Origin of the sequence: Vibrio sp. D404a (genome assembly GCF_030248535.1) — a bacterium.
GTDB lineage: Bacteria > Pseudomonadota > Gammaproteobacteria > Enterobacterales > Vibrionaceae > Vibrio.
This window is the reverse complement of record NZ_JAHGAJ010000014.1, coordinates 165,229-186,648: the sequence shown is the minus strand read 5'-3', so window position 1 is coordinate 186,648 and position 21,420 is coordinate 165,229. Positions and strand designations below refer to the sequence as shown.

Annotated in this window: 17 protein-coding genes; 13 read left to right on the top strand and 4 right to left on the bottom strand. The window is 46.6% G+C overall.

What is annotated here, in order from left to right:
* Positions 1-122 precede the first annotated feature (122 nt).
* The 5 genes from KI655_RS08850 (at position 123) to KI655_RS08830 (ending at position 3,838) form a co-directional block, all read left to right on the top strand.
* A complete protein-coding gene (locus KI655_RS08850; protein WP_285403769.1) occupies positions 123-713 on the top strand; it encodes a hypothetical protein in 591 nt (196 codons plus the stop codon).
* A 20-nt stretch (positions 714-733) separates the two neighbouring features.
* On the top strand, positions 734-1,654 hold the full coding sequence (locus KI655_RS08845) for a sterol desaturase family protein (RefSeq protein WP_285403767.1): 921 nt from the start codon (positions 734-736) through the stop codon (positions 1,652-1,654).
* Entirely contained in the window at positions 1,629-2,300 is a 672-nt protein-coding gene (locus tag KI655_RS08840) for a response regulator transcription factor (protein WP_285403765.1), read from the top strand. The genes KI655_RS08845 and KI655_RS08840 overlap by 26 nt, the downstream gene beginning before the upstream one ends.
* Positions 2,300-3,586, top strand: coding sequence for a HAMP domain-containing sensor histidine kinase (locus KI655_RS08835; RefSeq protein WP_285403763.1), 1,287 nt, complete (start codon positions 2,300-2,302; stop codon positions 3,584-3,586). Before KI655_RS08840 ends, KI655_RS08835 begins: the two co-directional genes overlap by 1 nt.
* Before the next feature lie 99 nt (positions 3,587-3,685).
* The gene (locus KI655_RS08830) at positions 3,686-3,838 is read left to right on the top strand and encodes a hypothetical protein (RefSeq protein WP_285403762.1); all 153 of its coding nucleotides are present in this window, start codon (positions 3,686-3,688) and stop codon (positions 3,836-3,838) included.
* A gap of 137 nt (positions 3,839-3,975) precedes the next feature.
* Here the strand turns inward: KI655_RS08830 and KI655_RS08825 are convergent, their stop codons facing one another.
* Entirely contained in the window at positions 3,976-4,299 is a 324-nt protein-coding gene (locus KI655_RS08825; RefSeq protein WP_285403760.1) for a DOPA 4,5-dioxygenase family protein, read from the bottom strand.
* Between the two features lie 151 nt (positions 4,300-4,450).
* Positions 4,451-5,311 carry a glutathione-dependent disulfide-bond oxidoreductase gene (gene yghU / locus KI655_RS08820; RefSeq protein ID WP_285403758.1) on the bottom strand — a complete coding sequence of 287 codons (861 nt, stop codon included), beginning with the start codon at positions 5,309-5,311 and terminating at the stop codon, positions 4,451-4,453.
* Between the two features lie 274 nt (positions 5,312-5,585).
* On the opposite strand from yghU, the gene KI655_RS08815 reads away from it, so the two are divergent.
* Positions 5,586-5,930 carry a YajD family HNH nuclease gene (locus tag KI655_RS08815; RefSeq protein WP_261904508.1) on the top strand — a complete coding sequence of 115 codons (345 nt, stop codon included), beginning with the start codon at positions 5,586-5,588 and terminating at the stop codon, positions 5,928-5,930.
* A gap of 150 nt (positions 5,931-6,080) precedes the next feature.
* On the opposite strand, the gene KI655_RS08810 is transcribed toward KI655_RS08815, so the two are convergent.
* Positions 6,081-6,461, bottom strand: coding sequence for an NADH:ubiquinone oxidoreductase (locus KI655_RS08810; RefSeq protein WP_285403756.1), 381 nt, complete (start codon positions 6,459-6,461; stop codon positions 6,081-6,083).
* 594 nt (positions 6,462-7,055) lie between these two features.
* Here KI655_RS08810 and KI655_RS08805 point away from each other — a divergent pair.
* The 6 genes from KI655_RS08805 (at position 7,056) to KI655_RS08780 (ending at position 17,136) form a co-directional block, all read left to right on the top strand.
* On the top strand, positions 7,056-8,291 hold the full coding sequence (locus tag KI655_RS08805) for an OFA family MFS transporter (RefSeq protein WP_285403755.1): 1,236 nt from the start codon (positions 7,056-7,058) through the stop codon (positions 8,289-8,291).
* Between the two features lie 136 nt (positions 8,292-8,427).
* Positions 8,428-10,122, top strand: a complete 1,695-nt coding sequence (locus tag KI655_RS08800) for a VRR-NUC domain-containing protein (RefSeq protein ID WP_285403753.1) — start codon at positions 8,428-8,430, stop codon at positions 10,120-10,122.
* A gap of 154 nt (positions 10,123-10,276) precedes the next feature.
* Positions 10,277-11,023: a response regulator transcription factor gene (locus tag KI655_RS08795; protein ID WP_285403751.1), complete on the top strand. Its 747-nt coding sequence runs from the start codon at positions 10,277-10,279 to the stop codon at positions 11,021-11,023.
* Positions 11,020-12,354 carry a sensor histidine kinase gene (locus KI655_RS08790; protein ID WP_285403750.1) on the top strand — a complete coding sequence of 445 codons (1,335 nt, stop codon included), beginning with the start codon at positions 11,020-11,022 and terminating at the stop codon, positions 12,352-12,354. Before KI655_RS08795 ends, KI655_RS08790 begins: the two co-directional genes overlap by 4 nt.
* 329 nt (positions 12,355-12,683) lie before the next feature.
* A complete protein-coding gene (locus KI655_RS08785) occupies positions 12,684-14,603 on the top strand; it encodes a TonB-dependent receptor domain-containing protein (protein ID WP_285403749.1) in 1,920 nt (639 codons plus the stop codon).
* A gap of 178 nt (positions 14,604-14,781) precedes the next feature.
* The gene (locus KI655_RS08780; RefSeq protein WP_285403748.1) at positions 14,782-17,136 is read left to right on the top strand and encodes a fatty acid cis/trans isomerase; all 2,355 of its coding nucleotides are present in this window, start codon (positions 14,782-14,784) and stop codon (positions 17,134-17,136) included.
* Positions 17,137-17,320: 184 nt separating this feature from the next.
* Here the strand turns inward: KI655_RS08780 and torS are convergent, their stop codons facing one another.
* Positions 17,321-20,302, bottom strand: coding sequence for a TMAO reductase system sensor histidine kinase/response regulator TorS (gene torS / locus KI655_RS08775; RefSeq protein WP_285403747.1), 2,982 nt, complete (start codon positions 20,300-20,302; stop codon positions 17,321-17,323).
* A 92-nt stretch (positions 20,303-20,394) separates the two neighbouring features.
* Between torS and torT the strand changes: the two genes are divergently transcribed.
* Complete coding sequence (torT, locus tag KI655_RS08770) at positions 20,395-21,414, top strand: TMAO reductase system periplasmic protein TorT (protein ID WP_285403745.1); 1,020 nt, start codon at positions 20,395-20,397, stop codon at positions 21,412-21,414.
* Positions 21,415-21,420 lie beyond the last annotated feature (6 nt).

The window sequence follows — 21,420 nt, the reverse complement described above, 5'->3', positions numbered from 1 at the left end:
GCTGTATTGACGTTTTTATCTTTGGTTACCTTTTGATTACCTCTCCTTGGTTATCTTCTGTTTCAACACAGGAACGCACCCAAATTCACACAGGTGCTTAACCATCTACAAGGAGAGACATTATGAAATTGCTCGCTTCGTTACTCACAACAACCGCTATCACGGCTTCAATTTGGGGAGCCTTGCAAGTTCAGCCTGCGATCGCAAAGATTGGTCCAATGGCTGCCACCGATACCTCCGCCGCTGACACTTCTGTAACCAGAGAGTCCTCTTTTGATGCAGCATTCGATATAAACCAGCCGGGAGCTTTAATTGGGGTAACCAAAACCGTCGCTTTATCGTCGGTTCCGCAAGTCTGGGTAAGTTTTTACGAACAAGTTGAAGCTGGGACTAACGACAAGCTAAGCGCTGCAAATGTCGTTGGCAACGAAGTGGTTGTTCTTTACCAAGAGATCACCCCAGATTTCAGTGAAGCCAAGATAACGGTCGGTTTCCGACAAAAGGCAAGCTCAGATGTAAAACCCAATGCGCGCTTCTCTAGCCTCAATAAAGCAGTTTCATTGCTCAACAAAGGAAAGCATGACGATATGACATTAACCAGTGCTTGGGAGATGATTGATTATCGACGTGACGTTGAGGCTGTTCTCGAACGCCACTACCTAAATCAGCACGGACTGCCTGATTCCAGTGAACTCTATGTCTACTATAAATAGAACCAACAAGGATAATCGTCATGAAATTTCTGTCTCAGATCTTTAGCGAAGGCCAAATCATATTCACCGAAACTTGGGTCGATGATAATTTCGTCATCGTAGCCTTGGCTCTGTTTGTGATTGAGTTGATTCGCTACGCTTTCAAAAAGAAGCTCTCTTGGAACATGTTGGGTGACAGCCTCACTAACTTCGTCACCTTGTTCTTCTTATTGGTGACGGTGTTTTTCGTTGGCCTTGCCTACGTGGGTGCGTTTGTCTTTGCCTATGAGAACTTTAGCCTGACTCAGCTACCTATCTCTGGTTGGACGATTTTAGGCTGTTTGATCTTGGCGGATCTCGCTTATTACTGGGAACACCGCTTCCTGCACAGCAATGGCTTCGCGTGGGGCACGCACTCTGTACACCACAGTTCGCCCTACTTTAATATTTCCGTGGCGTACCGCTTTGGACCGCTGGATTGGTTTTTCCCGTTCTTCTTCCACCTGCCGTTGATTTTGCTTGGTTTCAACCCGTTCGTGGTGTTGATGTGTGAAACCTTCGTTCAGCTTTATCAAACGCTACTTCACACGGAAACAGTGAAGAAGTTGCCACGCCCTATCGAAGCGGTGTTCAATACGCCCTCGCACCATAGGGTTCACCATGCAACCAACAAGCAATACTTGGATAAAAACTATGCGGGTATCTTGATCATCTGGGATCGCATGTTTGGCACCTTTGCGAGAGAAGAAGAGACCGTGAGCTATGGCGTTTTCCCAAGAATCAACTCGGTGAACCCGTTGAAAGTCTACTTCCACGGTTACGGTAAACTCCTAAGCCAAATGTGGCACGCACCTAATTGGTCGCACCGATTGCAACTCTTAGTGCAGCCGCCAATATGGGCTTGGAGAAGGGAACGAGAATCTAGAAAGGAAACCCATGACCATTCACGCACTTTTGATTGAAGACGACAGTGATCTTGCTGAAGCCATCGCTGACTATATGGAGCTCGATGGCTTCGAGTTTGACTTTGCTTACAACGGAAAGGCGGGGTTGAACCTCGCTCTAGACGGCAGTTATGACTTGATCCTTACTGACATTAACATGCCTAAAATGGACGGGTTGGATGTGTGCCAATCGCTTAGAACGCAAGGGATCACCACTCCCATCTTAATGCTGACGGCCAGAGATACGTTGGAAGACAAAATCGCGGGCTTTGATGTGGGTTCTGATGACTATCTCGTTAAGCCTTTTGCGATGGAAGAGCTAAAAGTACGTTTGATGGCGTTAGTGCGCCGCTCACAAGGGGTAGTCTCTACCCTTTGTGCCGCTGACGTTACGGTAAACATGAATACCCATCAAGCCACTCGCGCTGGAGAGGCATTAAAGCTCTCCCCTGTGTGCTGGCGAATGTTGGTTACTCTGGTCAAAAGCAGTCCCAATGTGGTGGCACGAGCCAAGTTAGAAGAGGCGTGGGAAGATGAACTCCCTACCCCAGACAGTTTCAAGGCGCAGCTGTTTAAGCTCAGACAAGTGGTTGATGCTCCCTTTGATTCAAAGCTCATTCACACCGTGCACGGCGTCGGAGTGGCGCTGCGAGAGGAGGCATGATGAAACGAGTCAGCATCAAAAGAGACATCTACCTTTATCTGTTTGGCCTTCTGCTACTACTCACGGCGGCTTACGGTTTGATGGTCTCTCAGAGTTATCATATCGGCATCAATGAGAGCGCGAAATACGGTTTCCTGTATGAGTTAAAAGCCGCAGAGCAACACTACTTGGCGACAGGTGAAGCGCCTCGTAGTGAAAACCCAACCTTTCAGGTATTCCTTAAACCATCTCAAATCCCAACTAAGTTTCAGCTAGCATTCTCTTGGCAGGATTTTCAAGCCGACGAGATCTATGAAGCCTATCTATCATCCAACACCGAGCAAGGCTATGGGAAATACCTGTATGCAGCCAAACACCCCGTGCCCGGTAGCGACCAGATCCTCTATATTGTCTCTGAGTATGATGAAGCGCTTTACTTGGCACTGTTTGAGTTAAGCCCACCAGAATCTGTTAACCAATTTAACTCGGCCTTTTTGGTGATCGGTGCCCTACTGTTATTGGTATTCTTGTCAATTCGCGTATTAGTTTACCGCCTCACTAAACCAATTATGACGCTATCCACTTGGTCACAGACGCTCGATCTCGATGACGTCAGCCAACTTGAGAAGTTTCGCTACAAGGAGATACAAACCTTAGCCGAACAGCTGATTCGTAGTGTTGAAGGTGAGCGAAGTGCCAATGATCGTGAGCGCTTTTTCTTGCGTGCCGCCAGTCATGAGTTGCGCACTCCCATCACCACCATTTCTGCCAGCGGAGACATGTTAGAGCGCCTTGCTGAATACATCCCCAACAGTGGTCAACGCGCGGTAGCCCGCATTCAGCGCTCTGTTCAAAGCATGCAGAGCCTTGTCATCACCCTATTATGGATGAGCCGAAACAGCAGTCTTGAAACCCAGTATGAATCGATCCCTACTGAACCGTTGTTAGAGCAGATTGTGAATGGTCAGCAATACCTACTCTCTCAAAAGCAAGTAGAGTTAGAAACGCAGGTTAGCTGTGATGAGATCCATCAACCCAAAGAGCTGGTCGAAGTTGTACTAACCAACCTTGTGCGAAATGCGTTTCAGCATGGTGGTCAAGGTAAGGTGACAATGCGATTAAGTGAGCAAGAATTTGAGATCAGCAATGCATATCCTGACCCAAATTTGCCAGATGACAGTAGCCGCGATACCTCTTTCGGCATAGGTTTAGAGTTGGTTGAGCGTGTCTGTGATAGCCAAGGGTGGCAGTTGACTCATAGACAGCAACAAGACGCTTTTGTTGTCACGGTTCGCTTCACTAAATAGACAATAGACTTGCCTCAAGAACCAATCTTCAGGCTGGTTACCAAGTGGTTACCTTTATGTCGGTATGCTACATCCATACAAAGATAGAGGAGCCAACAGATGGGCACTTGGATACTGGAAACCTTATTATGGGCAATCGTGACTGTTGCTGTTTGTGTCGCGATTTGGGGATTAAACACGACCAATATATTGATCGCATTGGGCGCTTCCGTTGCTGTGTCTCTGCTGTTGGGTAATAGCTGGCGCAGTTAGCTTCAACATCGATATTAACCCTAGGTACTCTTAGCCTCCCTAAATACACCAAAGCAAACCCTGAACACATAAAAGAAAACCCCGACACTCAATGAGCATCGGGATTTTGTGTTTATAACGCGGAATTGCCATGCGTGTTAGCTGGATAACGTCTCTTCAAACACACCTAACTCTCGGCCAAGCCAAATAGCGCGCTCAGTGTGATCTAGCGTCTCTTCACCGCCAGTAACTGGGTGGATCAGCACTGACATATCGCCGCGCTCCTGCTCAAGCCATTCCACAATACCGGAATCTTTATCAGCAAAATGCATTTCGAACATCGGCATTTTGTGTGGGCCTACAAGACGTTGAACCAACGGGAAAACTTGGAGTACATCTTTTCGCTCAGTAATGATCTTCTGACGAAGCGCTTCAGCTTGTTCAGCGTTACGTAAAGCGAAATAAACATGACCGTGGTACATAAAACCATCCTTAAACAATATGATGGCGGTAGTTTACATAAGTTTCAGTGACTGAACAAAGAAGCTTACCGCCGAGATAACTTTCACCAGAAAGCCCTAACCAGAAGTAAGCTTTGTTTTGATCAAATGAAACTCATGCTCACTCAGGTATCTATTCTGGTTTCAGCTTTAGAACTTGGTCGATATCTGCCGCTGAGTGACGCTCTGGAAGTTGCTCCCACGCTTCGCCCCAAGAGCGGTTAATGATACGACCGCGTTGGAAGCCTTCACGCGCTTCTAGTTGCTTAGCCCAACGCACAACATTAGTGTACGACTCCACTTGTAGGAACTCTGCTGCATCGTAAAGATTGCCCAGCACTAAGTTGCCGTACCAAGGCCAAATCGCGATATCAGCAATTGTCAGTTCATCACCAGAAACAAACTCGTTGTTGGCTAACTGTTTATCAAGTACATCCAGTTGACGTTTTGCTTCCATCGCAAATCGGTTAATTGGGTACTCTTGCTTCTCGTCTGCGTACGCATAGAAGTGACCAAAACCACCACCTAAGAACGGTGCTGAGCCTTGTGCCCAGAACAGCCAGTTGATCGCTTGAGTGCGTGCTACGCCCTCTTTTGGTAGGAAGTGACCGAACTTCTCAGCAAGGTGCATCAGGATTGAAGCCGACTCGAATACATTCACCGCTTCGTCGCCTGATTTATCAAGCAGCGCTGGGATCTTTGAATTCGGGTTAACACCAACAAAACCAGAAGAGAATTGATCAGACTCACCGATGTTGATCAAGTATGCGTCATACTCGGCTTCTTTCACACCTTGTGCCAACAGCTCTTCAAGCATAATCGTAACTTTTTGACCGTTCGGAGTGCCTAGCGAGTAAAGTTGCAGAGCGTGTTCGCCAACTGGCAGCTCACGTTCAAACCTCGCGCCAGATTCAGGGCTGTTGATGTTTGCCCATTTATTTCCACCGTCGGTATCGTTAACCCAAACTTTCGGCGGAGTGTATTGTTCTGACATAGTATTTCCTTATTAATATTGGGTCTCACTCACAGATATTAGGTCACACACTCTCGGTTAAAACCCCTCAATACGATTTATTTTCAAACTGTTAAGCATGGCTTATTCCAGAAAGACATAACTCGATTTAAGGGGTAGCTGACGGCAAAAATCTGTCCCTAATCAAACTTCATTCAAATCTTAATCAATAGAGTCGTGATTTCGTTATCACTCACCTATCGCTTGCGACAAGCTGTGATAACATCGCTTCAGTATAAGAAACAGGAATTAAGCAATGTCGTCTGATTACAATGGTTCAAGTGCAGCGTATGCACGCAAAGAGAGTGGCTACCGCGAAAAAGCACTCAAGCTCTACCCTTGGGTTTGTGGTAAATGCGCGCGTGAGTTTGTTTATTCAAACCTTCGTGAACTCACCGTTCACCACGTAGACCACGACCACACCAACAACCCTGAAGATGGCAGTAACTGGGAGCTTCTGTGCCTGTACTGTCACGACCATGAGCACTCAAAATACACGGACCACGAACGTTACGGTGTCGATGCTAAAGCTCAGCTTGATGATCACCAACACGCGACACACAACCCGTTTGCTGATCTCGCGAAGATGATGAAGAAGTAGAACGCTTTTCATCAGAGCTCAAGCACCATAAACCAAAAACCAAAAACCCCAGTATGGAGACATACTGGGGTTTGTTTTATCTTCTGCCATGCTCAATGATGGCAGGATCAAAAAAGCCTTCCGAAGAAGGCTTTTTAACAAGAATTAGATTTATGCTGCCGCTTGCTTGCGAGACTCTTCAATCTGCTTCTCACGTTTCTTTAGCGTTAGCTTATCGCGGTAAGAGAACCATACGTAAGACACGACCACTAAGAAGAATAGGTAAGACAACGAGAAGATAAACGGAGACTGGATAATGTCATTCGAAATACCCCAAGATACACCGATAACCGTTACCGCAATTTTCGCGAAGAAACCGCACAATAGCAGTACTAGTGCTAGCTGTGGGAAACGCGTGCTGCGAAATGCCAGCCAGTAACAACTTCCCACTGCAAGTGCTGCAATGTAGAAGCCGAACAAGAAAGAATGAATATGATCAGCAGCTGCTACACCACCAGTAATCGACATCAATAGAATTAAAAATAGTTTCATAATACTCGCCTCGTAATAGACTAGAAACGCATCCTTTCAAATTTGGAATCTCAGTTTGCAGACTATTTTCCCACTTTTTCCGCACAAAACAAGCCCAAAAAACGAGCAAATTGTAACCAGCCTGAAACACAAATGGCACTGTTAACATACATTTAACATACGCAATTTCAAGAAACTAAGCCCTCTCTGGTCTTGTGGCTAATTAGGACCAATTTGATTTATTTTGTTACACAAAATTAACCTTCGAAATAATTTAAAATTAATTGCAATGATGTGATGGCCGCACGCTTTGTAGGGGCAATGACGGAGAGGCTTAGGTTAAGAGCATGAATAGTGAAGGTTGAATAAGCAGATCGTACAAAAATGAAGGGTAATCACAACAACTAGAAAACCAACAAAAAACAGTTCTTTAACAACTCAAGTTTTATTTTGATAAAAATGGAAAAAGAGATTCCAATCACATTTTTATTGGTTATAATCCGCGCTCTTTTGCGTTATCTGTTGATAAACGCAAACTAATTTTGAATAAACCATCACAATAACCCGTTTTCTTTTGAGTTACCCGCTCAATGGATGACAGAAACGAGAATAAAAATGAGCAAGATTGATAAAGCTACACGTATCCTGCTAGCAGGCTTCTGTATCAACCTTTGTCTTGGCATCCTGTATGCTTGGAGTGTATTTAACAAAGCCCTACAAGGTGAAGGATGGTCTGCAGCTGAAGCATCAGCACCATACGCGACTGCAACAATCACATTCTCTATCTGTCTTCTAGTTGCTGGTATCCTGCAAGACCGCATGGGTCCACGTAAGATCCTTATCCTTGGTACTGCTCTGACTGGCCTTGGTATGATCGCATCTGGTTTCGCGACATCTCCACTAATGCTAAACATCACGTTCGGTGTTGTTGCTGGTGCAGGTATCGGCTTCGGTTACGCTTGTCTGTCTCCTTCTGCAATGAAGTGGTTCCACCCTTCTAAGAAAGGCATGGTTAACGGTCTAATCGCAGCAGGCTTCGGTCTAGCGGCTATCTACCTTGCTCCTGTTACTGCTGCTCTTATCGAGAGCATGGGCATCCAAACAAGCTTCAAGATTCTTGGTGCAGGTGTACTAGCGATTGCAGTACCTCTAGCAGCAACAATCAACAACCCACCTGCGGGTTACTCTCCAGCTGAACCAAAAGTAAAAGCTGGCCAAGCACCTAAAACAGTGAAGAAGAGCGAAGACCTATCTTGGAAAGTAATGCTGAAAACACCTCAGTTCTACTCTCTATGGATCATGTACGCATTCGCAGCTTCTGTTGGTCTAATGATCATCGGTAACATCACAAGTATCGCAAGCGCACAAGCAAACCTACCAAACGCGGTTTACCTTGCTTCTATCCTTGCTGTATTTAACTCAGGCGGTCGTGTTGCTGCTGGTATGCTTGCTGACAAAATCGGTGGCGTTCGTACTCTTCTACTTGCGTTCATCCTGCAAGGCGCAAACATGGCTCTATTCGCTACGTTTAACACTGAGTTCACGCTAATCATCGGTACTGCTGTAGCAGCGGTTGGTTACGGTACTCTACTAGCAGTATTCCCAACGCTTACTGCTGAGTTCTACGGTCTTAAGAACTACGGTACTAACTACGGCGTGCTTTACACAGCATGGGGTATCGGTGGTGCAATCGGTACAGCGGTTGTTGGTTACTCGATGACTAACGGCGACAGCTATGGTCTTGCTTACACTATCTCTGCAGCAATGATGGCAGTATGTATTGTTCTAGCAATCATCACTAAGCCAATGTCTGAAGCGAAAGTTGCTGAGCTAAAAGCATCTCAAGCTTAATCTGATAAAAGATTGAATTTGAAAAGAAAGAGCTTAACCTTAGGGTTAGGCTCTTTTTGTATCTGCGCCCTACATAAGCGTTGCGGTACAGATAAAAAGTAAGCCTTTTCAGATAACGGATTGATGAGACAAAGACTTGCTAGACACCACACCTGTACTACCACCCACTTATTACCTCGATAACTTCCAGCGTCTTATCGACCACGCTCAGCAGTGGTATTCCGACCTGCTCACCCCGCAGGAGCGAGAGTGGATGACGCGATTTGTTGCCTTACCCTCGCCTTCGCGTTGCGCGCTAGTAAGAATGTTTAGCCGCAAAGGGCACTGGTTTCGTAGCGATAAGCTCAATTATCAAGAAATCGAAGACTTTGATCTTCAGTTAGTACGTCTTACTGAACAGGGGTTTATTCGTTCTAGCTTTGCCAATAAATCAAGCGCTAGTCATCAATCTAGTTCTAATCATCCATCTAACTTTTGTCATCAAGAGACGCACCCTCGCCTAACCTGCATCGAGCTAGCAAGCGAACTGCTCACTAAGCCAGAGGTCATCCAGACCTTTCCAGAGCTAAGCTCACATCGATCCGCTCGCAAAGACGTACTACTAGAGAAACTCTCTGACGATCCGTTCACTGATTTTGAGCAACTGCCTTTTGTCTGTGTTGAACTACTGCAACCTGATCTGATCGATCTGTTGCTGGTGTTGTTCTTTGGTAATACCCATCAAGACCTTAGTCAGTTCGTGCTAAGCGATTTAGGTTTAAATATCTTTGAGCCTGTCAGTATTTCCCTTGAATCGCGTTTCTTTCAAAATCGCGCACAAGTCGATGAGTTACTCGCTCTGCATGAGGTTCAGCAGCACTACTATCAGCTCACTAGCAAATCATCTTCGCAGCTCTCCGCTTTGTTGGAAAGTATGCCCAAGGAAAGTGAGCACCCTACATTGGTGCGTCGCCGCTCAAGGTTGATCAATTTGATTGCCAGAGATCTCGAAAGACTTGAGGAGTATGAGTTAGCGCTTCACTATTTCCGTCAATCGCATCTGCCGCCAAGTCGTGAGCGACAAGCACGTATTCATGACAAGCTAAATCAAGTTGAAACAATGAGTGACGTTGTCACTGATATCATTCAACATCCGCTTGATATCGCAGAGTTGGAAGTGGCACAAAAGTTAGAACAACGAGTACAAAGACTTCAAGGTCACAAAGTACCTAGAGCCAAGAAGCCGAGCTGCGTAAATGAACACCTTGAATTAGACCTCAGCACAGTACGTGTTGAAGAAGCGGTACGTCTTAACAGGCAGGAGCAAGGATGGGATTGCTATTTCAGCGAAAACACGTTTCTCAATGGGCTGTTTGGGTTGGCATTTTGGGATGTGATCTTTGCTGAAGTCGAATGCGCATTTATCAATCAATACCAATACCGCCCTCTCGATCTCTACCACGATGACTTTGTTAGCAAAAGAGCAAACTTGATCGCACAGGTCTTAGACGCGCTTGAGCAACAAGGTGCTCGGATACTCCTCGATACCTTCGATGCCAAGCAAGGCGTCGCGAATCCGTTTGTTCAATGGGGCTATTTCTCTAAAGAATTGCTGCTGCAAGCGATTGACCATATCCCCACTTCTCTGCTGATCGAACTATTCAGGGTGTTACTCAAAGATCTTAAGCTCTATCGAACGGGTATGCCTGATCTTATCGCGTTCAACGACGATGGCTTTCAATGGATTGAAGTCAAAGGACCGGGAGATAAACTGCAAGACAATCAATGGCGTTGGATTAAAGAGTTCGAACGGTTAGAAATCCCGTTTTCAGTCTGCTGGGTCAATCACTGATTTCGCTTACAGCGTTCGATCTGTTTATACGCTAGCTTATTTGTACGTAAGATTCAGTTTGGATGCATTTGGTTACAAACGGGGTTTAACACACATTGCATTCACTGTACCAATTATTGATAATAGTTTTCATTATCAATAATTGGTGTGCACTATGTTTTCCTTCGATTACTCTTCTCCTGCTTCTGAAGCCAAAGCTCCCACACAAGGCCGAATTTTGGTGGTCGAAGATGACATGGCATTAAATGAGCACCTAACTGACCTGTTACGCAATCGTGGTTATCAAGTTTCCAATACCGCTTGTGGTGAGCAGGCTCTGGAACTTCTTAAGCTTGAGAACTATGATTTGATTTTGCTTGATGTCGACCTACCTAAAGTGGATGGCTTTAGTATCCTCAAGTTTGTTCATGAACACTCTCAGACACCCGTGATTATGTTGACGGCGTATGGTGCAGAAGAGCACCGTATACGCGGCTTTAAATCAGGTGCGGATGATTACATCTCCAAGCCTTGCAGCTTCACTGAGATCAGCTTAAGAGTCGAGGCCGTGTTAAGACGCACCAAAGCCGAACCCGTGAACCAAGCTCCCTCACACCTTCTGCAGCATCAAGAGTTGACGCTCGATAGATTTACCCAAACCGTTAGCGTAACCACCGCAGATCAAGTGCACACCACCGAACTCACACCAATCCAATTTAAGCTGCTTTGGGTCTTGGTTCAAAACGCAGGAGCAGTACAAACCAAACCCTTCTTATATCAAACCATCCTAGAGCGCGAGTTCAGTCAGTACGACCGTAGCCTAGACATGCACCTATCACGAGTCCGAAAAAAGTTGCTCTCTTTCGGTATGTCTAACGAGCGTATTCAAACCGTTCATGGCAAGGGTTACATCGTAAAATGAGTCGATTACTGTTTTGGCGATTGTTTATTGTGTTGTCGTGTGGCGTGGTGATCTTTTTCTCACTGTTACACAGCGCGGCGATTCTCTCTAATGAAAAGATGAGTTATATCAACAAGATCCACCAGAAAGAGATACTAGCGTGGGGAAACACTGCTCAAGAATTTCTCACCAATCAACAATACTCTGAGCTCGATATCTGGCTCGATGAACTAGCGGAAACAGAAAATACTTGGGTGACGGTGGTTCAATCGGGTGTTGATGTGATTGCCGGAAACGAGCTGAATCAACGCTTTTGGGAAGGCTATGGAATTGGTCGAAATGTCGAATGGAAGATACATCTAGATTTTCCAGAAAATCCGATCATGGAAGTCGCCCTTAGCCCATCCAATTACCATTTCCTTGTGATTCTTCCCGATCGAATGCGTCCGGGAACTTACATGTCCCACGCCTTCTGGCTATTTCGCTTTATTATTCCTTTTGCCACACTGCTGGCACTGACAATCTACCTGTATCGCTACGTAATGCGCCCACTGCAGCAGTTTCACCAAGCCACTCAAGCGTTCAGTAAGGGACACTACTCAGCCAGAATTCCAACGAAGCTGACACAAGGTAATGACGAATTTAGTCAGATTGCCCGTACGTTCAATACCATGGCTGAGCAGACATCCAATGTTATCACCCACAATCGAAACCTCATCTCAGACATGTCTCACGAGATACGAACGCCAATCGCACGCATCGAAACCGCCATTGACTGCCTAGAGCAGAACATTAAACCCGATGCGATGATGACGCGAATTAAGGGTGAAACAAAGAACATGCGCGAGTTGGCAGAAGATACCTTAACCTTGGCTTGGATAGAGAACGAAAACCCAGACCTTCGCCAAGAGTCCTTTGACCTGATTGAGCTGCTTGAAGCGATCGTTGACGATGCTCAGTTTGAGTTTGTAGAAAAACGGATTGTGATGAACACGCCAGACGCGCTGCCGATTCAGAATTCCAATCAAAGAGCCTTAGGTCATGCGATTGAGAATATCTTGCGTAATGGGCTGCGCTATACGCCTGATGGAGAATCATTGACGATCAACATCAAGCAGAACAAGTCCAATATCGTATTAACCCTGACCGACAGCGGTCCCGGGCTCGACCCGCAACTATGTGACAAGATCTTCACGCCCTTTTTCAAGGCTCATAACCAGGTTGGAAGCCGCAAAGGCTTTGGCGTCGGCTTAGCACTGGCTCGGCGTCATATTGAAGCGGTAAAAGGCTCTGTTTGGGCAAGTAACGCACCAGACAAAGGACTTTGCGTGAGTATTCGGCTCCCCACTTAATTTAGTATGCCACCCCTGCTTTTATCTACTAACTCATGCTTTTATTTGCCAACCCCTTTTTTCATTGAGCGTGGGTGGCGTCTAGTTACGTTCTCGTTTTGTAGCCTGTCGGTTTCTGAGCTTTCTGGTTTCAAAGCTTTCTAGTTTCGAGCCATGCGCTTGTGTATAGCTGTTTTTTGAGACGCACTTGTTATTCGCGTTGGCTTTTATATCGCCCTTTCATATATATCCAAAAGAGATATGTAACATTTGTAAAATTGATTTACTCAATACCCAAACCACACCAGAATCTTTCCCGATAATAATTCTCATTAACATCGGAGGTTTCGGTGAATTTACCAGCTACTTTCAAATTAAGCCCTATTGCTCTATCCCTAATTCTCACTGCGCACAGCGCTATTTCTTCAGATGATATTGAAGTGATCGAAGTGACAGGACATCAAGTCCATACTGGCGACATTACCATTACTGCAGACGACCTAGATAAGCGTCAAGCCCAAGATCTCAATGATATTTTCCGTAACGATGCTGAGGTCAGTGTGGGTGGCTCTTCGGGTATTTCGCAAAAAATCTACGTGCGTGGGCTTGAAGATACCATGCTCAACATTACTGTCGATGGAGCTGCGCAATCAGGCAGCCTCTTCCATCACCAAGGTCGCCTCTCTATTGAACCAGAGCTACTTAAACAGGTGGATGTCAGTGCGGGTGCTGGCCGTGCAACGAACGGACCGGGAGCACTGGGTGGTGCGATTCAATTCAAAACCAAGGATGCTCACGATCTCCTTGATCCAAACGACAGCTTTGGCGCTCAGGTAAAAGGCGGTTACTACACGAATAACGATGGCTACAAAGTCTCGACCAGCCTATACGGCGAAGTCACAGAAGGCCTTGGTCTACTGGCCTCATTTGGTTATGTTGATGGACAAGATATCAAAGATGGTCATGGTGACACTCAACCCTACACAGCATTAGAACAAACCGTGGCGCTGTTGAAACTCTCTGGTCAAGTGACTGACACTCAGTACTTCTCTTTAAGCTACGACTATCGCCAAGACGATGGACGCCGTTTAAACCGACCACACTTCCAGCCTAGTTTTAAGAATGACCCACTCGATCAAGAGGCCGATCGTCACACCATCACCGCTTCTCATAAATACACGGCGAGCGAGAGCCTCAATCTAGAAACAACACTTTATAACACCAGCAACCGCATCGCTCATAAAGATCACCCAAGTTGGGGGACCAGTGATGGCTCAATTGACACCTACGGGGCAAAGGTCAGCAACACCTCTCGTTGGACAGACAACTCTGTTATCTACGGCATAGACTACAAAAACGACACCGCTGACTTTGATACCGGATCTGGTGCACAGAACAGCAAAGAAAAAGGCAAGGTGTACGGCCTATTTGTGCAAGACGACTGGCGTATCACGCAGGACTTAACCCTAACAGCAGGTGCTCGCTACGATTGGTATGAACTTAAAGACAATCAAGACCAAGAGTTCGACTCAAGCGGGTTTAGCCCAAATGCGGGTCTGGACTATAAACTCAGCCCGTCTTTCAACCTGTTTGCGAGTTACGCAGAAGCGTTCCGTGGTCAACAGATCAAAGAGCTGTTCATCATCGACTACAAGGCCAACGATCCAAACCGCAAGCCTGAAAAAGCGCAAAACACCGAAATTGGTATGGCTTATCAGGCAAACGACCTCGCGATTGGCGCGACATTCTTCTATAGCGAGATTGAAGATGTAGTTGGTGACAACGGCACAATTACCAACGTTGGCGACCTAAAAAACCAAGGTATCAATGCGTATATCAGCTATCAATTTGAGCAACTTCGAACGCGCCTTAGCTACAGCCAATCTCGCCCTGAGTTAAACGGCGAGCCGTTATCTGATGACAGCATGAATATCGGTACATCTGTTGGTGATACTTGGGTGCTCGATCTAAGCTACACCGCGACTGAAGATATAGAGTTGGGTTGGAATGCACGTTTTGTTGAGCGCCTAACTGATATCGCCGACCCGACAGTACACCCAGAAAAGCCAGGTTACGGCGTTCATGACCTTTACGCGCAATGGGTACCAATGCCGAGCGAAAACCTAACCCTAACGCTGTCAGTAAAGAACGTGTTCGACAAATACTACTTCGATCACGCCTCTTACATGGAGTACATCGGTAGTCCAGTCGCTCAAGGCTACGCAAGCGCAGGCCGCGATTTCCGCTTTAACGCCGCCTACGCTTTCTAACATTCATTTTCAGCAATACTGATCAAGGATACCCTTTGATTCAGCCATACGAGTAGCGTCTACATTTAGTTGACGCTACTCGCTTTTCCTACCTCGGCTATTCAGCAAATCGCTAGAACATGAGCATTTTCAATCATTTTCGATATACTTAAGAAAAATGATAAATCTATAAGTCTCTATGAATCTAAAAAAAATATGGGTTGTCGCACTGGTCAGCCTCTTCTCTGGTTGTGCAATGTATGCCGGTTTGAACTTTGATGAGCTGTTTGGTAAGCCTGAAGTTCGCGACCGACAAGCCCCTGTGGTTTCAGCGCAGGCACAGCATTTCATCAACGAAGTTAAACCCATCATCGACAATCGATGTGTCGTCTGTCACGGCTGCTATGACGCGCCATGTCAGTTAAAAATGTCCTCAGTTGAGGGGATCGACCGTGGAGCGACCAAGGCATTGGTTTATCAAGGCACTCGTCTCACCGCTACGGCACCGACTCGTTTATTTGAAGACGCAATCACCACCCAAGAGTGGCGCGATGCTGACTTCCACCCCGTGCTCAATGAGCGCATGCAGAACTCGACCGCTAACTTAGATGCTGGTCTGGTCGCTCGTATGCTGATTCAAAAAGAGAATCACCCTCTTCCCGACCAAGTGCAGCTAGAAGGCTTTGATTTCGCAGTCGACCGCAACCAGCAGTGTCCGACTATTGAAGAGTACGCCCAATACGAAAAAGACTACCCGACTTGGGGAATGCCTTATGGGATGCCAAACCTAGATAAAGGCGAGTATGCGACCTTGATGAGCTGGTTAGAGAACGGCGCGATCATGAACGCACATATTCCATTAACCGACGAGGAGCAGGCACTGGTCGATACCTATGAAAGCTTCTTAAATAAAAGTGCACGCAAGAGCCAGTTATCGGCTCGTTACATTTATGAGCACCTGTTCTTGTCTCACCTCTATTTCTCTGAGCTAGAGGGACCAGCACGATTCTTCACTCTGGTTCGTTCAACGACACCACCGGGCGAACCTGTGCAACGTATTACCACGCGCCGCCCTTACGATGATCCTGAAGTTCCACGTGTTTATTATCGAATCATTCCCGAGCAAGGTACCATTGTCGATAAAACGCACATGCCATTTGCGCTCAATGAAAAACGCCTGCAAGACTGGACAACGTGGTTCGTGAATACCCCGTACATAGTGCGAGAGCTGCCAAGCTACGATGTTGATGTTGCCGCTAACCCAATGACCGCTTTTGAAGCTTTGCCAGTGAACTCTCGCTTTAAGTTCATGCTCGACAATGCCCAAAACACCATCATGGCTTACATCAAAGGTCCTGTATGTCGTGGACAACTGGCATTAAACGTTATTAATGATCGCTTTTGGGTGGTGTTTGTTGATCCCGACAAAGCCGATCTTCCTGAGATCAATGAATTTTATGCGAGCCAGAAAGATAACCTGAAACTGCCCGGCGAACTTGAAAGTAACACGGTGCCCGTGACTAACTGGGTTAAGTACTCAAAGCAGCAAGCTCGCTACTTAGATGGTAAGTCAGAGTTCACCAATAAATGGTTCAAGAACGGTGAGAACCTGACCATGAACGTTATTTGGGACGGTGGTGGTACTAACCCAAATGCCGCACTCACCGTGTTTAGACACTTCGACAGCGCATCTGTGGTGCAAGGCTTAGTTGGCACGCAACCGAAAACGGCTTGGGTACTTGATTACGCGCTACTTGAGCGTATCCACTACCTATTGGTGGCTGGCTTTGATGTCTACGGTAACTTTGGGCATCAACTGATCACACGTATGTTCATGGATTTCTTACGTTTAGAGGGCGAAAGTAATTTCTTAACGCTATTACCAAAAGACATTCGCCACCAAGAACACTCAAGCTGGTACCAGAATCAAAACGCTCAGCTAAGTGACTTCTTGCAACGTAACATCGCGCCGTTCGATCAGCCATCCAGTGTCGTGTACAAGACGGATGATCCTAAAGCCGAGTTGTTCGACATGTTGGAAGAGAAGCTCAAACCTATACTCAATGACCGTTACGAGATCGTTGATACCGGATTTGAACCAAAGCATGAAGCCTTGCTGCAACAAGTAGACACGATTAAGGGCGAAGGGCTCAAACATGTGCCTCAGTTGGTGATGTTAATGATCAAAGCGCAGAATGGCGACGAGCAGCTGTTTACTATGATTCACAACAACTCGCACACCAACATCTCTAGCTTGTTCAATGAAGAGAGCAACCGAGACTATGCAAACGACGACCTGACGTTAGTTAGAGGCGTGGTCGGTAGCTACCCTGCCGCATTCCTAGAGCTTGATGAAGCGGAGATCCCACAACTTGTTTCGATGCTGCAAACGTTGCAAACAGAACAAGATTACGTGGCCCTACTTGATGAATTTGCCGTGCGCAGAAGCTCAAGTGAATTTTGGCCATTCAGTGATCGTGTCCACCAGTGGTACCAACAAGATCAACCGATTGAGTTTGGCTTATTGGACTACAACCGCTTCGAGAATCGTTAGAGCATAAGAAGCTGTGTTTGAGGGTGACTCATGATGCGCTTTCGATGATAGAGACTGTTGTTAGCGCCTCTTGAAGATTGAGACTGTTAATCTAAATACGCTAAAGACGAATCACCTAAAACGAAAAATCCTCTGCAATGGCAGAGGATTTTTTTATCTTTCTATTTACCTATAGGTGAATGACTTACAGGTATGCTTTCAACGCCTCGTTCGAATCAGCAACCAGTGCTACCAATGCCTCAGCGCCTTCTTTATACGCTTCTAAAGGCTGCACAGCTGCTTCTATTGCAAGACAAGCGTGATGAAGCTTCCCTAACCCTAGGCTTCCCGCAGAGCCTTTAAGCTTATGTGCAAGCGACTTAATCTCACGGGCATCTTGAGCCTCATTGGCAGTCGCCATTTCGTCGAGAATCGTTTGAGAGCTCTCTTCAAAAAGCCCAACAATCGTCACCATTTTTTCTTTACCTAGAATGGCTAAATCGCCCTCTATCACTTTAGGGTCAATGAGCAACACATCCACCTCCTGCTGTTGATTGCTTGTCTCGTCAAGATCGTTTACCAAGGCGCTGTCATTTACCGAAGCGATATCGCCTTTTTGAACGCCACACATAGGATCAGATGGATCCGGTTGTGGTAACAATAGCTGACGACCAGTAAGCTGGGTAATGATCAGTGTCGCCAACGCTTCTTTTTCCAATGGTTTTGGTAAGAAGCCGTCAAAACCAGATGCTAAATACTCTTCCACTTCTTCATTGAATACATGGGCAGACACAGCGATCATCGGCGGCTCCGCTCTCTGCTCATTTGACTCGCTATTTAAGACTTTAAGATCGTCTTTCAAGTATTGAATAAGCTCGCTACCATCACAATCAGGGAGGTTAATATCGACTAAAGCGATGTCGAAATCTTGGGCTTTAAATAGCTCCCTCGCCTCGGCGCCGGTTGTGGCAATGGAAACTTGGTGTCCTAGGTTATTTAAAAACCCTTCCGCCACAATGCAGTTTACTGGGTTGTCTTCAATTAGCAGCACTTTGGCTCTCACACAGGTTTCAACCACCACAGCTTGAACCTCAACCTTCTCGCCTGCTTCTAAAGGCACTGAGAACCAGAACTGACTGCCCTCACCCTCTTCTGAATGCACACCAATATCACCATTCATTGCGGTTAAGATGCTCTTGCTGATCGCCAGTCCCAAGCCTGTGCCGCCTTTTTTATTGCGACCACTCTCAGTTTGGCTAAACGCATCAAACAAACACTGCTGCTCGTCCGCTTTGATCCCTGCACCAGTGTCTGCCACTTCAAACATCACTCGGCTCGGCTCTTCAATATCTAGGCTGATGTAGATGTCTACCGAGCCTGAATCCGTAAACTTAATCGCGTTACCGACGAGGTTATTTAGGATCTGGCTGAGGCGAGTCACATCACCACGCCAGTATGTTTGTACATCGCTCTCAATATGGAAACTAAAGTCGAGTTTCTTCTCTGATGCACGGCCTTCCATCAACTGATAAGTATCTTGCACCATTTGATGAAGGTTGAACGAAGCGATACGTACCTCTAAGTGACCGGCTTCGATTTTTGAGTAGTCCAATACATCATTAAGAATCGCCAGTAGGTTTTTACCACTGCGGTTGATGATATCGGCGTAGCCAGATTGCAACGCATTCAGGCCAGTGTCTTTAAGTAATCGCGCAGTACCAAGTACACCATTCATTGGGGTACGAATTTCATGGCTCATTGTCGCAAGGAAGGCGGATTTTGCTCGGCTAGCCTGCTCTGCCGCACGGCGCGCTTTGGCGTGGTTTACTACTTCGACATTCAATTTTTCATTGGTGTGTTGGAGTTGGCGCGTACGCTCTGTGATTAGCTCTTCAAGGTGCTCTTTATGCTCTTCAAGCTCCCTTTTGGCTTTGGCCTCACCCACCGCGACCACTTGTAGCGCCTGTGCGGTATTACGCGCTGTGATGATCGCTTCACCCATATGCGCCAACTCATCACTGCCCTTTACGGAGATATCGATATTCAAACGCCCTTGAGCAATCGACATCAGGGCTGCGGAGTATTCAGTCAGCCTTTTCACCACCGACACATACACCACTCGCCACACGATAAAGGCAGTGATAAACAGACCAATCATCGAGATGACCGACAGCGTCCACTGAGCGTAATTGAGCGTCGTTGTCAGCTCATCCACCGCCTCTTTGGTGCTTCGGTTTGAGTCGTCCACCAGCACATTGACCGTGGTATTCAGTTGTGAAAACAGCTCCAGCGTCTTCTGCATTAAGAATTCGGATTTCTTGGCGTTTTCAGACTTCTCTAAAGCGATATCAAACACAACCTGACGGCGACGAAGTTCATCGAGAAGCTGAGACATCTGCTCTGAGCGTGTTGGGTCTTCCACCGCTTTCACACGGCGCGCCATGATCTTAAGGTTCGATTCGAATTCAGTCTGGATTTGATGGATCCGGTCTACATCGGTAACGGTTTGGGTCTCTTCAATCTGATTAAGCATCCGAAACGCAAGTAAGTGAAGTTCGTGCAGGCGCTCCGAAAGGTCTAGGTCGACTTCCACCAGCGCATCCAGAGCCTTGTACGCGCGGTCGGTCTGCTGCTTCTCTAGTAGGTCATAGATGTGTGTGACGTTAGCAACGGCGATGGTTGCAGTGTTAAGCACTTGAGTTCGGGTTAGCTGCTCAAGCTCTTCTGCGAGTAAGCGCATCTCTTCAACGCGAGAGCCGAGCTCTTTGGTCAGCCACAACTTGCGTTCCACAGAGACACCAAGCTCTGCTAAGGTATTGATAACACTTTGAACATTGTTCTCTAGATTACTGAGCAGTTCCGAGTCAAAGCTATCTGAACCTAGTTCTTTGATATGTCGTAGTAGCGACTCCAAAAGCTCGAACAGCTCTGAGCCGGCTTCCTTGCGCTCTTCTTCGTTACGGGCGTTGCTGAGGGTTTGAACCGACGAAATAATCCGGTTACTCAGCTCGGAAACCTGACGTGCCTCGATCATCGCAGGCAATGCCGAGTCCACCACGTTTCTCTCTGTTTTTGCCACGAAGCTAAAGCCAGATACACCTATCAAAGCCGATAAGACAACCAACAGGGCCATCACCAAAAATGCGACGAGCAGCTTTTTACCTATACTTGCTGTGGCTAACAACATAAACCCATAACCTTAAAACGTTCTTCTTTACCCATGCAGAATACGCTATATTTTGCAGTGTTTCTTATCCAAAGCCAATAAACTGACATTTCATGCTATCTAAACGTTTAGTTTCAACTCTACTTTGCTGCTTACTGGGAACGACCAGTCATTTAGCAATGGCCAACGAGCACGCTACTCCTTCGGTAATTCAGGAGAGAGAGAAAGTGTGTGCCATCTACCCACACTTAAAAGATTCATATTGGTTGTCAGTAAACTACGGCATGATCTCCGAGGCGAGAAAACAGAATATTGAGCTGCGCGTCTTGGAAGCTGGCGGTTACCCCAACATTGGTAAGCAGGCCTCTCAGCTAGAGTTGTGCAATCAATGGGGTGCTGATGCGATTATCCTTGGCACTGTATCTCCCGATGCATTTTACGACAGCCTAACCAAATGGGTCGGCTCGACACCTGTATTTGCCACTGTGAACGAACTCAACCTGAGTAAATCACAGCAAGATAAGGTTCTTAAAGGCACTGTAGGTGTTGATTGGTGGCAAATGGGTTACGAAGTGGGTGAATTCCTTAAAGCAAGGCACCCGAAAGGCTCAGGGAAGACCGACATTGCCCTTCTACTCGGCCCACAAGCCAGTGGTGGTACTAAGCCGGTTGCGATTGGCTTCTATGACGCGATTAAATCTAGCGACATTAATATTGCTGTAAGCTATTGGGCAGATAATGATAAAGAGCTGCAACGAAACCTCGTTCAGCAAGTGATCGATTTACCAAATATCAAATATATCGTCGGTAGCGCAGTGGCGATTGAGGCGGCTATCAGTGAAGTGCGCGCAGCGAATAAAGAGAAAGAGATCGGCTTAGTCTCAAGTTATCTCAGTCATGGTGTGTACCGTGGGTTGTTGCGTGAGAAAGTGCTGTTCGCCCCAACCGATAAAATGGTTGAACAGGGGCGTCTCTCTGTCAATCAAGCCACACACTACCTACGTGGTGAACCCTACGAACTCCATCAGGTGCCTAAAATTGAAGCATTGACGCCTTCATCTCTCAAAAAAGAGGTGATTGCCGATTCATTGTCACCTTCTGAGTTTCGTCCAGTATTCAGTGTCACGCCTTAGTGATAT

Coding starts and splice junctions, on each gene's coding strand:
- KI655_RS08850 (WP_285403769.1), top strand. CDS start 123: ATGAAATTGCTCGCTTCGTTACTCACAACAACCGCTATCACGGCTTCA.
- KI655_RS08845 (WP_285403767.1), top strand. CDS start 734: ATGAAATTTCTGTCTCAGATCTTTAGCGAAGGCCAAATCATATTCACC.
- KI655_RS08840 (WP_285403765.1), top strand. CDS start 1,629: ATGACCATTCACGCACTTTTGATTGAAGACGACAGTGATCTTGCTGAA.
- KI655_RS08835 (WP_285403763.1), top strand. CDS start 2,300: ATGAAACGAGTCAGCATCAAAAGAGACATCTACCTTTATCTGTTTGGC.
- KI655_RS08830 (WP_285403762.1), top strand. CDS start 3,686: ATGGGCACTTGGATACTGGAAACCTTATTATGGGCAATCGTGACTGTT.
- KI655_RS08825 (WP_285403760.1), bottom strand. CDS start 4,299: ATGTACCACGGTCATGTTTATTTCGCTTTACGTAACGCTGAACAAGCT.
- yghU (WP_285403758.1), bottom strand. CDS start 5,311: ATGTCAGAACAATACACTCCGCCGAAAGTTTGGGTTAACGATACCGAC.
- KI655_RS08815 (WP_261904508.1), top strand. CDS start 5,586: ATGTCGTCTGATTACAATGGTTCAAGTGCAGCGTATGCACGCAAAGAG.
- KI655_RS08810 (WP_285403756.1), bottom strand. CDS start 6,461: ATGAAACTATTTTTAATTCTATTGATGTCGATTACTGGTGGTGTAGCA.
- KI655_RS08805 (WP_285403755.1), top strand. CDS start 7,056: ATGAGCAAGATTGATAAAGCTACACGTATCCTGCTAGCAGGCTTCTGT.
- KI655_RS08795 (WP_285403751.1), top strand. CDS start 10,277: ATGTTTTCCTTCGATTACTCTTCTCCTGCTTCTGAAGCCAAAGCTCCC.
- KI655_RS08790 (WP_285403750.1), top strand. CDS start 11,020: ATGAGTCGATTACTGTTTTGGCGATTGTTTATTGTGTTGTCGTGTGGC.
- KI655_RS08780 (WP_285403748.1), top strand. CDS start 14,782: ATGAATCTAAAAAAAATATGGGTTGTCGCACTGGTCAGCCTCTTCTCT.
- torS (WP_285403747.1), bottom strand. CDS start 20,302: ATGTTGTTAGCCACAGCAAGTATAGGTAAAAAGCTGCTCGTCGCATTT.
- torT (WP_285403745.1), top strand. CDS start 20,395: ATGCTATCTAAACGTTTAGTTTCAACTCTACTTTGCTGCTTACTGGGA.